The sequence below is a fragment of the Streptomyces xylophagus genome, assembly GCF_000716435.1.
Lineage (GTDB): Bacteria > Actinomycetota > Actinomycetes > Streptomycetales > Streptomycetaceae > Streptomyces > Streptomyces xylophagus.
In genome coordinates this window covers 233,528-245,489 of the sequence record NZ_JNWO01000008.1, presented here as the reverse complement: position 1 = coordinate 245,489, position 11,962 = coordinate 233,528, and the positions used below count along the sequence as shown (strand labels likewise).

The 11,962-nt window shown below is 68.7% G+C and carries 12 protein-coding genes and 1 riboswitch; of the genes, 4 read left to right on the top strand and 8 right to left on the bottom strand.

What is annotated here, in order from left to right; all coding sequences use genetic code 11:
• Window positions 1-10 precede the first annotated feature (10 nt).
• Together OO70_RS21135 and OO70_RS21130 are read left to right on the top strand one after the other, a co-directional pair.
• Window positions 11-343: a hypothetical protein gene (locus OO70_RS21135; protein WP_043673472.1), complete on the top strand. Its 333-nt coding sequence runs from the start codon at window positions 11-13 to the stop codon at window positions 341-343.
• Window positions 344-411: 68 nt separating this feature from the next.
• The gene (locus tag OO70_RS21130) at window positions 412-633 is read left to right on the top strand and encodes a hypothetical protein (protein WP_158711498.1); all 222 of its coding nucleotides are present in this window, start codon (window positions 412-414) and stop codon (window positions 631-633) included.
• A gap of 80 nt (window positions 634-713) precedes the next feature.
• Here OO70_RS21130 and OO70_RS21125 read toward each other — a convergent pair whose 3' ends face one another.
• The 5 genes from OO70_RS21125 to thrC form a co-directional block, all read right to left on the bottom strand.
• Window positions 714-1,874 (bottom strand): NADH:flavin oxidoreductase, encoded by a 1,161-nt coding sequence (locus OO70_RS21125; protein WP_106971721.1) that lies wholly within the window; start codon window positions 1,872-1,874, stop codon window positions 714-716.
• A 203-nt stretch (window positions 1,875-2,077) separates the two neighbouring features.
• Window positions 2,078-3,706 (bottom strand): chaperonin GroEL, encoded by a 1,629-nt coding sequence (gene groL, locus OO70_RS21120; protein WP_043673463.1) that lies wholly within the window; start codon window positions 3,704-3,706, stop codon window positions 2,078-2,080.
• 340 nt (window positions 3,707-4,046) lie between these two features.
• Window positions 4,047-4,253 (bottom strand): cold-shock protein, encoded by a 207-nt coding sequence (locus OO70_RS21115; protein ID WP_019057200.1) that lies wholly within the window; start codon window positions 4,251-4,253, stop codon window positions 4,047-4,049.
• Between the two features lie 431 nt (window positions 4,254-4,684).
• Complete coding sequence (locus OO70_RS21110) at window positions 4,685-4,960, bottom strand: MoaD/ThiS family protein (protein ID WP_043673460.1); 276 nt, start codon at window positions 4,958-4,960, stop codon at window positions 4,685-4,687.
• Window positions 4,961-5,054: 94 nt separating this feature from the next.
• Window positions 5,055-6,386 (bottom strand): threonine synthase, encoded by a 1,332-nt coding sequence (gene thrC / locus OO70_RS21105; protein WP_043673458.1) that lies wholly within the window; start codon window positions 6,384-6,386, stop codon window positions 5,055-5,057.
• A gap of 17 nt (window positions 6,387-6,403) precedes the next feature.
• Window positions 6,404-6,560, bottom strand: a riboswitch (SAM riboswitch).
• Between the two features lie 182 nt (window positions 6,561-6,742).
• Between thrC and OO70_RS21100 the strand changes: the two genes are divergently transcribed.
• Together OO70_RS21100 and OO70_RS21095 are read left to right on the top strand one after the other, a co-directional pair.
• Window positions 6,743-7,687: a glucosyl-3-phosphoglycerate synthase gene (locus OO70_RS21100; protein WP_043673456.1), complete on the top strand. Its 945-nt coding sequence runs from the start codon at window positions 6,743-6,745 to the stop codon at window positions 7,685-7,687.
• 95 nt (window positions 7,688-7,782) lie between these two features.
• The gene (locus tag OO70_RS21095; protein WP_051741461.1) at window positions 7,783-9,198 is read left to right on the top strand and encodes an alpha,alpha-trehalose-phosphate synthase (UDP-forming); all 1,416 of its coding nucleotides are present in this window, start codon (window positions 7,783-7,785) and stop codon (window positions 9,196-9,198) included.
• A gap of 204 nt (window positions 9,199-9,402) precedes the next feature.
• On the opposite strand, the gene otsB is transcribed toward OO70_RS21095, so the two are convergent.
• From otsB to OO70_RS21080, 3 genes are all read right to left on the bottom strand, one after another.
• Complete coding sequence (gene otsB / locus OO70_RS21090; RefSeq protein WP_043673452.1) at window positions 9,403-10,284, bottom strand: trehalose-phosphatase; 882 nt, start codon at window positions 10,282-10,284, stop codon at window positions 9,403-9,405.
• 84 nt (window positions 10,285-10,368) lie between these two features.
• The gene (locus OO70_RS21085) at window positions 10,369-10,620 is read right to left on the bottom strand and encodes a DUF3263 domain-containing protein (protein WP_043673450.1); all 252 of its coding nucleotides are present in this window, start codon (window positions 10,618-10,620) and stop codon (window positions 10,369-10,371) included.
• Window positions 10,621-10,662: 42 nt separating this feature from the next.
• Entirely contained in the window at window positions 10,663-11,928 is a 1,266-nt protein-coding gene (locus OO70_RS21080; protein ID WP_456113476.1) for an ABC transporter substrate-binding protein, read from the bottom strand.
• Between the last annotated feature and the right edge of the window lie 34 nt (window positions 11,929-11,962).

Genomic DNA, 11,962 nt, shown 5'->3' with positions numbered 1-11,962 from the left:
CGTTGCCGGCGTGTTGGACATAGCCCTGTTCGCTGTCGTGGTGGCCGAGTTGCTTGGCATTGCCGGGCTCGCCGCCGCCAACAAGAAGATGGTCACCGATCTTCCGTTTCAGTACGTCCTGTTGGGCGTCATGGCGGTGAGCTGGGGGATGCAACGCTCCACAGGGTCTCGTACGCCGTTCCTGGAGGGCGTACTCGCGGGCGTGGTCATCCCGGTGCTCCTTGTCCGGGCCGTCGAGTACTACTTCGAGCGACGGGAGGAAAGCCGCTTGCGCAGCGTCGTCTTGAAAGGAGCGTGGGTCTTCGTGCCCCTGCACGCCGTGTGCACCGGGATGTTCGGGTGAGACCGGCCCGCACTCCTGCTGACGGCGCCGTACGCGTCCGCCCTCGGATTCTTCGGGCGGGTCGCGGAGTGACGGGACTGATACGACAGTTGCGGGTCTCGCTCCTGGTCGTCCTCGGGGTCTCGGTCTTCGACCTGGGGGACGCGGTGCTGCACGCCGTGTGGTCGGGAGGCTGGTCGGCGACCCTGGGCGACTGGGCCCTGACCACGCTCGCCCTCTGTGTCCTGGTGGCTGTGGTGCACTCCGCGATCTACGGCGCGGTACGCCTGAGGCGCCGGGTGCGGGAGTAACGCGTCGGTCGGGGACGCGACGGGACGACAAGAACGGCCGGGGCAGAAAGCCCCGGCCGTTCTTCATGTGTGTGCCGGCGTCAGCTCAGCGAGCGCAGCGCCGCCGCGTCGTACGGCGCCAGCTCCTCCACCCGCCCCGCGAGCACCTTCGCCGCCCACTCCGGGTCCTGGAGCAGCGCCCGGCCCACCGCGACCATGTCGAACTCGTCGCGCTCCAGGCTGTCGAGGAGGTCGTCGATGCCCTTGAGCGGAGCGCCCTCGCCGCGGAAGCCCTTGAGGAAGTCGCCGTCGAGGCCGACCGAGCCGACGGTGATGGTCTGCTTGCCGGTGAGCTTCTTGGTCCAGCCCGCGAGGTTGAGGTCGGAGCCGGTGTCCTCGAACTCGGGGAGCCAGTAACGGCGGGTGGAGGCGTGGAAGACGTCCACGCCGGCCGCGGCGAGCGGGGTCAGGATGGCCTCCAGCTCCTCCGGGGTCTCGGCGAGCCGGGCACCGTAGACGTCCTGCTTCCACTGCGAGTAGCGGAAGATGATCGGGAACTCCGGGGAGACGGTCTCGCGGACCGCCGCCACGATCTCCGCCGCGAACTTGGTGCGGGCGACCGCGTCACCGCCGTAGGCGTCCGTACGGCGGTTGGTGCCCGCGTACAGGAACTGGTCGAGGAGGTAGCCGTGCGCGCCGTGGAGTTCCACGCCGTCGAAGCCGATGCGCTCGGCCGCGGCGGCCGCCTCGGCGAAGGCGCCGATGACGTCGTCCAGGTCCCGCTGCGTCATGGCCGTACCGGTGACCTCGTCACTGCCGATGCGCAGCCCGGAGGGGCCGACCGCGGGGGCGTCCGCGAACGGCGGCTGGCCCTGCTCGCGGACCATGCCGATGTGCCACAGCTGCGGCACGATCGTGCCGCCCGCCGCGTGCACGCCCTCGGCCACCTTCGCCCAGCCCGCGAGCTGCTCCGCGCCGTGGAAGCGCGGGACGCGGTCGCTCTGCCCGGCCGACTCGTGACCGACGTAGGTCCCCTCGGTGACGATCAGGCCCACGCCCGCGGCGGCACGACGGGAGTAGTACGACACCACGTCCTCACCCGGGATGCCGCCCGGCGAGAACTGCCGGGTCATCGGTGCCATGACGATCCGGTTGGGGACGGTCAGGCCGTTGAGGGTGATCGGGCGGGCGAGAACTTCGGCCGCTCGGGAGGCGGGGGCGGTCGTAGACACGTGTGGGGGCTCCTCGGGATTACCAGGCATCCGGCATCAGGTACCAGGTGGTATGTGCGTATGCATCGATCATGCGTCAACAACAACCTTCCGGCCAAGCCCCTCATTCCGACCGGACGGCGCCTCGCCCTGTGATACCGGACACGATCCCGGACACGCCCGAGGGCGGTACCCCCTGTCGGAACAGGAAGTACCGCCCTCGGTAAGACCGTTGATCAACCGGAAGCGGTCGATCAGAAGTCCATGTCACCGCCCGGCATGCCGCCACCGGCGCCCGCGCCGGCACCGGCCTTCTCCGGCTTGTCGGCGATGACGGCCTCGGTGGTGAGGAACAGCGCGGCGATGGAGGCCGCGTTCTGCAGGGCAGAGCGCGTCACCTTCGCCGGGTCGATGATGCCCTCGGCGATGAGGTCCACGTACTCGCCGGTCGCGGCGTTGAGGCCGTGACCCGGGGTGAGGTTGCGGACCTTCTCCACCACGACGCCGCCTTCGAGGCCGGCGTTGACCGCGATCTGCTTCAGCGGGGCCTCGAGGGCCAGCTTCACGATCGCGGCACCGGTGGCCTCGTCACCTTCGAGCTCGAGCTTCTCGAAGACGCTGCCGGCCTGGATGAGCGCGACGCCGCCACCGGCGACGATGCCCTCCTCGACGGCCGCCTTCGCGTTGCGAACGGCGTCCTCGATGCGGTGCTTGCGCTCCTTGAGCTCGACCTCGGTGGCCGCGCCCGCCTTGATGACGGCGACGCCGCCGGCGAGCTTGGCGAGGCGCTCCTGGAGCTTCTCGCGGTCGTAGTCCGAGTCGCTGTTCTCGATCTCGGCACGGATCTGGTTGACGCGACCGGCAACCTGGTCCGCCGAGCCCGAGCCGTCGACGATCGTCGTCTCGTCCTTGGTGATGACGACCTTGCGGGCGCGGCCGAGGAGATCCACGGTCGCGTTCTCCAGCTTGAGGCCGACCTCCTCGGAGATGACCTCGCCGCCCGTGAGGATGGCGATGTCGCCGAGCATGGCCTTGCGGCGGTCACCGAAGCCCGGAGCCTTGACGGCGACGGACTTGAAGGTGCCGCGGATCTTGTTGACGACCAGCGTGGACAGGGCCTCGCCCTCGACGTCCTCGGCGATGATCAGCAGCGGCTTGCCCGACTGCATGACCTTCTCCAGGAGCGGGAGCAGGTCCTTGACGTTGGCGATCTTCGAGTTGGCGATCAGGATGTACGGGTCGTCGAGCGACGCCTCCATACGCTCCATGTCGGTGGCGAAGTACGCCGAGATGTAGCCCTTGTCGAAGCGCATGCCCTCGGTGAGCTCGAGCTCGAGACCGAAGGTCTGCGACTCCTCGACGGTGATGACGCCTTCCTTGCCGACCTTGTCCATCGCCTCGGCGATGAGCTCGCCGATCTGGGTGTCGGCGGCGGAGATGGAGGCCGTAGAAGCGATCTGCTCCTTGGTCTCCACGTCCTTGGCCTGCTCCAGCAGGGCACCGGAGACGGCCTCGACGGCCTTCTCGATACCGCGCTTGAGGGCCATCGGGTTGGCGCCTGCGGCCACGTTGCGCAGACCCTCCTTGACGAGGGCCTGGGCGAGCACGGTCGCCGTGGTCGTACCGTCGCCGGCGACGTCGTCCGTCTTCTTGGCGACTTCCTTGACCAGCTCGGCGCCGATCTTCTCGTACGGGTCCTCGAGCTCGATCTCCTTGGCGATGGAAACACCATCGTTGGTGATCGTGGGGGCGCCCCACTTCTTCTCGAGGACGACGTTGCGGCCCTTGGGGCCAAGGGTGACCTTGACGGCGTCGGCGAGCTGGTTCATCCCGCGCTCGAGACCGCGCCGTGCCTCCTCGTCGAACGCGATGATCTTGGCCATGTGAAGTGGTCCTCCCGGACTGGGGTGGATTGCTCCGGACCGCGCTGGCGCCCGCGACGGACGGCCTGCCTGCCCCGTGGTTCCTTGCACCACCTGGCCTGCGGGCCTCACCGACCCGGTCCTTCGTTATCACTCTCACCTTCAGAGTGCTAACGCCAATGATTAGCACTCGGCATGGTCGAGTGCAAGCGGCTCCCAGGTACTGACCCCCTCCACCACGGGGCGCGCGAGGCACACTCCGGGCATGCCGAAGGGCTCGTACCCCAGGAGGTGACCCCCCAGGAGTACGAGCCCTTCGGTGAGGAACGAAGAACGTCGCTGCTGTTCGTCGGCGCGTGCTTCAGCTGGTCGCGAGCCGGACCATGTCCGCCTGCGGCCCCTTCTGACCCTGCGAGATCTCGAAATCGACCCGCTGACCCTCTTCCAGGGTGCGGTAGCCGTCCATCTGAATCGCGCTGTAGTGGACGAAAACATCCGCACCACCGTCGACCGCGATGAAGCCGTACCCCTTCTCCGCGTTGAACCATTTGACGGTGCCCTGAGCCATGCCTAACTCCCCTATTACTGGCCCTTGCACGGACCCGCACTTCGCGGATCCGGGTCAGACCTCACCCCCCACAGGATTGGGGGCGTGCGCCGGAACGCGTCGACCGCGGCCGAATGTATCCGTCCAACTGCCGTCTGCAACAGGTCAATCCGACGAGAATTCCGGGCAGGACCGGTCGGGAATTTACGGAGAATTCGTCCGACTTCAGGGCAAGTCGGGCCCCATAAAGGGAACATAAGCCACAAAAGACCTGCACACTTTGGCTACTTCTCATCGCACGCGGAGCCGGTACTCATATGCGTCCGGCATGCGGAGTGGAGCGGGTTCCCCAACTGTACCCCGTTCAACCCTACAGAATTGCCCCCTCCGCTTCTCTCACGGAGGGGGCAATTCGATGAACAGTCGGTAATCGGCATTACCGAGGGTAACGACTAGCCTCCGGCGACGGCCGGAATGATCGAGACGCCGGCCCCGTCCGGAGTGGCCGTCTCCAGCCCCTGCTCGAACCGCACGTCGTCATCGTTCACATACACGTTGACGAACCGCCGCAGCTTGCCCTGGTCGTCCAGGACCCGGGCGGAGATCCCGGCATGGTTCTTCTCCAGGTCGCCGATGACCTCGGCGAGGGTGGCACCTTCGGCGGAGACCTCGGCCTGCCCGCCGGTGTAGGTGCGCAGGATGGTGGGGATACGGACGGAAACGCTCATGCTCAGGACCTCCGGTCAGGTACGGCTTTGTCTTTTAGGGGCGCGGGGAACTGCGCGACCAGCCCCCACCGGGCCCGCAGCCAAAGAACAACGATTACGAGGCGAGCCCAGCGTCCCTGAACGACTCAAGACTCGGCCGGATAGTCGCGGTAAGCCCGGTACCGGCAACCGCATCCAGCGTCTTCAGACCATCACCGGTGTTCAGCACGACAGTCGTCAACGTCGGATCCAGCAACCCGTTCTCGATCAGCTTCTTCGCCACACCGACGGTCACCCCACCCGCGGTCTCCGCAAAGATCCCCTCGGTCTGCGCAAGCAACTTGATCGCGTCGACGACCTGCTCGTCATTGACGTCCTCAACCGCCCCACCCGTACGCCGAGCGATATCGAGGACATACGGACCGTCCGCCGGGTTCCCGATCGCCAGCGACTTCGCGATCGTGTTCGGCTTCTGCGGCCGTACGACGTCATGCCCCGCCTTGTACGCGACGGACACCGGCGAACAACCCTCCGCCTGCGCACCGAAGATCTTGTACGGCTTGTCCTCGACGAGCCCGAGCTTGATCAGCTCCTGCAAGCCCTTGTCGATCTTCGTGAGCTGCGAACCGGAGGCGATGGGAACCACGAGCTGGTCCGGGAGCTGCCAGCCCAGCTGCTCGCAGATCTCGTACGCGAGGGTCTTGGAGCCCTCCGCGTAGTACGGCCGCAGGTTGACGTTGACGAACCCCCAGCCCTCACCCGCCGGGTCGCCGATCAGCTCGGAGCAGAAGCGGTTCACGTCGTCGTAGTTGCCCTCGATGCCGACGAGCTCGCCGCCGTAGATCGCGGCCATGACGACCTTGCCCTCTTCCAGGTCGTGCGGGATGAACACGCAGGAGCGGAACCCGGCGCGCGCGGCGGCGGCACCGACGGCGCCGGCGAGGTTGCCGGTGGAGGAGCAGGAGAGGGTGGTGAAGTCGAAGGCGCGGGCCGCTTCGATGGCCTGCGCTACGACGCGGTCCTTGAAGGAGTGCGTCGGGTTGCCGGAGTCGTCCTTGACGAACAACTTGCCCGCGTCGACGCCCAGTTCGCGGGCGAGGTTGTCGGCCTGGACGAGCTTGGTCCAGCCGGGGTTGATGTTCGGCTTGGTCGCCACGTCGGCGGGGACGGGCAGGAGGGGCGCGTAACGCCAGATGTTCGCGGGGCCCGCCTCGATCTGCTTGCGGAGCTCTTCGGTGTCGTAGGCCGAGAAGTCGTAGGCGATCTCCAGCGGGCCGAAACACTCCTCGCAGGCGAAGACCGGGCCGAGGGGGACGCGGTGTCCGCACTCGCGGCAGGACAGCGCGGTGGCGGGGCCGAGATCGACGGCGTTCGCGGGGGTCGTGTCCGCGGCGGTCGTGTCCGTCTTCGCGGGGTTCGTGGTGCTTGCAACAGTCTGCGCAGCCATGGAGGGGAGGCCCTTTCTCCTCATCTTCCTCACGACGCATCTCGCCGTGAGACGGATTTGGCACCTTCCCGAGCCGGGAGCCTCACCACGTCAGCGTGCAGCTGCGTGCCAAGACCGGCTGGAGGGTTGCCGGGGCTTCATCGGGCCGTATCCCTCTGCCCCTCTGGATGAGCGGTGTTCAGTTGTGTATGCAATTGTCTCGCCGACGGCCCCCGACATGCGATGGTCATCAGCGTTGTTCAAGACTGTAACCGAAGGCCAGGACAGTTGAGTGAGCCGTCCGAACCGCGAGATGGATCACATACTCACTGTCTGTGACCAGCCCTCGCCGAGAGAACGCAGAGGAGCCGCGCAACGTGCTGAAGGAAGTCGAGCACTGGCTGAGCACCCGCTCCTGGTCCATGACCGACCGGCCGCTCCACAAGATTCTGGCCGCGAAGCACCGCACGGGCCAGTCGGTCTCCGTCGTGCTCCCCGCGCTCAACGAGGAAGCGACGGTGGGCGACATCGTCGCGATCATCCGTCACGACCTCATGCAGCAGGTCCCGCTCGTCGACGAGATCGTCGTCGTCGACTCCGGGTCCACCGACCGCACCTCCGAGGTGGCCGCCGCGGCGGGCGCCCGGGTCGTGCACCGTGACGACATCCTGCCCCGCATACCCGCCGTGCCCGGCAAGGGCGAGGTGCTCTGGCGCTCGCTGCTGGTCACCAGCGGCGACATCGTCTGTTTCATCGACGCGGACCTGAAGGAGTTCTCCTCGGACTTCGTCACCGGGATCGTGGGCCCGCTGCTCACCGACCCCGGCGTCGACCTCGTCAAGGCGATGTACGACCGCCCGCTCGGCGGCGCGGCCGGCCAGGGCGGACGTGTCACCGAACTCATGGCGCGCCCGCTGCTGAACATGCACTGGCCGCAGCTGGCCGGTTTCGTACAGCCGCTCGGCGGCGAGTACGCGGCCCGCCGCTCGCTGCTCGAACAGCTGCCGTTCCCGGTCGGGTACGGCGTCGAGCTGGGCATGCTCGTCGACGCGCTGCACCTGGTGGGCCTCGACGCCCTCGCCCAGGTCGACGTGGGCGTGCGCAAGCACCGCCACCAGGACGGGCAGGCGCTGGGCCGCATGGCCGCGCAGATCTACCGCACGGCACAGCTGAGGCTGGCCCGCGGTCACCTCATCCGGCCGTCCCTGACGCAGTTCGAGCGGGGTCCGGACGGTTTCGAGCCGCGCACGTACTCCGTGGACACGGAGGAAAGGCCGCCGATGGCCGACATCACCGAGTACCAGTCACGCAAGGTGGCCTGAGACCCGGCCGGCCGCAGGCCGTATACGGACCCGTCCGGTCCGTTGTGACCCGTCCGTACGTTTGAGCGTTTCCGGGCCGGGCTAGGTTGTGCCGTATGGCTTCTACGTCGTCCCCCTCGTCCGCGTCCGGTGCTGCTCAGGTGCTCGTCGCGTCCAATCGCGGCCCGGTCTCGTACGAGGTGGGCGACGACGGTTCGCTGCGCGCCAAGCGTGGTGGCGGCGGGCTGGTGTCCGGGCTGTCGGCGATCGGGCCGGACGCGGGGGCGCTGTGGGTGTGCTCGGCGCTGTCCGACGGCGACCGGGAAGCGGTACGGCGGGGCGTAGGTGAGGACGGCGTCCGCATGCTCGCCATTCCGGCCGACGTGCACGCCGACGCGTACAACGGCATCGCCAACTCCGTGCTGTGGTTCGTCCACCACATGCTGTACCAGACCCCGCTGGAGCCGGTCTTCGACAAGGAGTTCCGGCGCCAGTGGGCGTCGTACGAGGCGTACAACCGGGCGTTCGCGGAGGCGCTGGCGGAGGAGGCGGCCGAGGGTGCCGTCGCGATCGTGCAGGACTACCACCTGTGCCTGGTTCCGGGGATGCTCCGCGAGTTGCGCCCCGACCTGCGCATCGGCCACTTCTCGCACACGCCGTGGGCGCCGGTGGACTACTTCCGGATGCTGCCGGACGACATCCGGGAGCAGTTGCTGACGGGCATGCTCGGGGCGGACCGGCTCGGCTTCCTCACCCACCGCTGGGCGGACGCGTTCACGGCCTGCTGTACGGAGTTCGCCGGGGGGCTCGGGGACACGCGGATCGGCGTGCACGGGCTCGGTGCGGACGCCGACTTCCTGCGCGCCCGCTCGCACGAGCCGGACGTGGAGGAGCGCATCGTCGCGCTGCGCGAGGAGATCGGCGCGGGCCGCAGGACCATCGTCCGGGTCGACCGCACCGAACTGTCCAAGAACATCGTGCGCGGGCTGCTGGCGTACCGCCAACTCCTCGACGACCACCCGGAGTTGCTGGAGCGGGTCGTGCACGTGGCGTTCGCCTACCCGTCCCGGCAGGATCTCGCCGTCTACCGCGACTACACCGCCGAGGTGCAGCGGGTCGCCGACGAGATCAACTCCCGGTACGGGACGGCGGGTTGGACCCCGGTCGTGCTGCACGTCAAGGACGACTTCGCCCGCTCCCTGGCCGCGTACCGCCTCGCCGACGTGGCCCTCGTCAACCCCATCCGCGACGGCATGAACCTCGTCGCCAAGGAGGTCCCCGTCGTCTCCGACGAGGGCTGCGTCCTGGTCCTCTCCCGGGAGGCGGGCGCGTACGAGGAGTTGGGCGACGATGCGATCCCGGTCAACCCGTACGACGTGATCGGCACGGCGGCCGCCCTCCACGAGGCCCTGACGATGCCGGCCGAGGAACGGGCCGAGCGCACCAAGCGGTTGGCCGCCGCGGCTACGGCCCTTCCGCCGGCCCAGTGGTTCCTGGAACAGCTGAACGCGCTGCGCGATCAGCCGAGTTGAGCCGGCGGCGCGGGCGCGGACAGCGGCCTTTCGGCCGGACCAACCCCATCAACACCCGTTCCGATCAACCCGGTTGAGCCGCCGACACCGCCGGCGACAGCAGCAGCGAACACCTGCCCGCGCGCAGCGCCGGATCGACCGACCTGGGGGCACCCGGGCCGCCACAACACCCCGCCCAGGCTCACCACCAACACCCCCACCCGCTCAGCCCAGTTGAACCGCCAACGCCGACAGCAGCCCCACCACCCCCGCCGCGCCGTCCACCACCAGGTCGGCCCGCTCGCGCAGTTCCGTGACCTCGTCGCTGCCGCTGCACACCAGCAGACCGGGGACGCCGTCCGAGCGGAGTTTCTCGACGGCGGCGAAGGCGGGGAGGTCGCCGAGGTCGTCGCCGGCGTAGAGGACGGACTCGGCGCCGGTCTCGCGGAAGTAGTCGAGGAGGGCTACACCCTTGTCCATGCCCGGCGGGCGCAACTCCAGGACCATGCGGCCGGGTTCGACGATCAGACCGTGGCGGGTGGCGAGGTCGGTGAGGGGGCCGCGGAGGGCCTCGTAGGCGGCCTGGGGGTCGGTGGCGCGGCGGGTGTGGACGGCGAGTGCGCGGCCCTTCTCCTCGATCCAGGTGCCCTGCCAGGCGCCGATCCGGTCGAGGAAGCCCGGGAGTTCGGCGCGGACGGCGGCCACACCGGGGTGCGGGGCGGGGGCGCTGACGGTGCTGCTCACCGCGTCCCAGCGTTCCGTGCCGTAGTGGCCCAGGACGACGAGGTGTTCCAGTCCCGGCACGCCCGCGAAGCCTCCGTTCCGGACCGCTACGCCGGCCGGACGGCCGGTGATCACGGCCACGGAGGCCACCTTCGGGGCGAGAGCGGCCAGCGCGGGCACCGCACCCGGGTGGGCCCGGGCCTGCTCGGGGTCCGGCACGATCGGCGCGAGCGTGCCGTCGAAGTCGAGCCCGATCACCGCAGCGGACGAATTCGCGAGGATCGCTGCGAGACCCTCGCGCCCGGCACCGGTGACGGGATTCGGCAGTACGTCCGGGGAATCGGCGGAGACCTGGGGATCGGTGGAGTCCTTGGGGCTGCCCATACCTCGACCCTATCCGGGCGGGGCCGGACTCACCCCTCGCTCACCGGCGCACGGCCGGGACCCGCGCCTGCCCCACCGCTCCCCTCACCGCTCCGAACGCCGCGTCTCCCGCACCCGTCTCAGCCTGTTCACCGTCACCGGGTCGTGGGCCAGCGCCCGCTCGTCGTCCAGCAGGGCGTTGAGCAGCTGGTAGTAGCGCACGGGGGCCAGGCCCAGCTCCTCGCGTATCGCGCGCTCCTTCACGCCGGGGCCCGGGAAGCCGCGGCGCTCCAGCGCGAGGATGTCCTGTTCCCTTCGGTTCAGCGAGGGAAGTCGCGGGGGCCCGTCCTTGTCCATGCCCTGCACCGTAACCCCCGCCACTGACAACGGCCCTTCCCCCTACTTACCACTCTCCGCCAGCGACGCCGCCGCCTGCAACTGCCCCAGCACCCCCGCCGGGCTGCCGTTCGCGGACACCGCCTGCCCTATCCGCTGCTTGATGTCGGCGCTGACCGTGGCCCAGGAGGTGTTGCCGACCGGGTAGAGGGTCGACAGCGGGAGTTCCTGCAGGAACGGCCTGAGGGCCTGGTCCTGCTGGGACGCCTCCATCTCCTTGGACGCGGAGTTGGTCACGGGAAGGAGGTCGTACTCGCGGGAGAAGGCGAGGACGTTCTTCTCGCTGTAGACGTAGTCGAGGAAGTCACCGATCTGATCGCGGTGGCCGTTCTGCTTGAAGGCGGTCATCCAGTCGGCGACGCCCATCGTGGTCTTGGCCTTGCCGGTGCGCCCCGGCATCGCGACCGTGCCGAACTTGACGCCCTTCTTGGCGGCCTGCTGGATGAGGGTCGGGTGCCCGTTGAGCATGCCTACGTCACCGTTCGCGAAGGCGGCGAACGCGTCCGCGCGGTTGAGCTTCGCCGGTGCCACGGGACCGGTCAGGCCCTTGTCGACGAGGTTGTCGCGCAGCCAGGTGAGGGCGGAGATGTTCTGCGTGGAGTCGAGGGTGTAGGTGCCGATGTCGTCGGTATAACCGCCGCCCCCGCCGAGCAGCCACTGCATCGTCTCGGCCTGCGCCTCCTCGGAACCGAGCGGCAGCGCGAACGGGTACTTCACGCCCCGCGCCTTCAGCGCCTCCGCGTCGGCGGCCAGCTCGCTCCAGTCCTTCGGCGGGGTGAGGCCGGCCGCGGTGAAGAGGGTCTTGTTGTAGAAGAGGACGCGCGTAGACGCGGCGAACGGCATGCCGTACTGGATGTGATCGACCTGCCCGGCGTCGGCGAGCGGCTCCAGGAAGTCGGCCTCGACGGGGATGGAGAGCAGGTCGGCGGTGGAGTACAGCTTGCCCGCCGCCGCGTAGTCCGCGTACGCCCCGATCTGCGCCATGTCGGGCGCCTCGCCCGCGTCGACCATCGCCTTGGTCTTGGCGTCGACCTCGTTCCACGAGTACACACTGACGTCGATCTTCACGCCGGAGTGCTTCGCCTCGTACGCCTTGACGAGTGCGTCCCAGTATTTCTGCGAACTGTTCGACGCGGAGTCGCCGTAGTCGGCGGCGACGAGTCTCAGCGTGACCTCACCGGAGTCCCCGCCGAGGCCACAGCCGCCGAGGACCGCCGTCATGCCCAGTGCGGACACCACCGCGATCATTCCTGTCCTGCGCCGCTGCACTACTGAATCCCCAACCTTTGCTCTCGTGACGTTC

Excerpts from the sequence above, each read along its gene's own strand:
- OO70_RS21125 (WP_106971721.1), bottom strand. The coding sequence starts at position 1,874 with ATGCCTGGTAATCCCGAGGAGCCCCCACACGTGTCTACGACCGCCCCC.
- groL (WP_043673463.1), bottom strand. The coding sequence starts at position 3,706 with ATGGCCAAGATCATCGCGTTCGACGAGGAGGCACGGCGCGGTCTCGAG.
- OO70_RS21115 (WP_019057200.1), bottom strand. The coding sequence starts at position 4,253 with ATGGCTCAGGGCACCGTCAAATGGTTCAACGCGGAGAAGGGGTACGGC.
- OO70_RS21110 (WP_043673460.1), bottom strand. The coding sequence starts at position 4,960 with ATGAGCGTTTCCGTCCGTATCCCCACCATCCTGCGCACCTACACCGGC.
- thrC (WP_043673458.1), bottom strand. The coding sequence starts at position 6,386 with ATGGCTGCGCAGACTGTTGCAAGCACCACGAACCCCGCGAAGACGGAC.
- OO70_RS21095 (WP_051741461.1), top strand. The coding sequence starts at position 7,783 with ATGGCTTCTACGTCGTCCCCCTCGTCCGCGTCCGGTGCTGCTCAGGTG.
- otsB (WP_043673452.1), bottom strand. The coding sequence starts at position 10,284 with ATGGGCAGCCCCAAGGACTCCACCGATCCCCAGGTCTCCGCCGATTCC.
- OO70_RS21085 (WP_043673450.1), bottom strand. The coding sequence starts at position 10,620 with ATGGACAAGGACGGGCCCCCGCGACTTCCCTCGCTGAACCGAAGGGAA.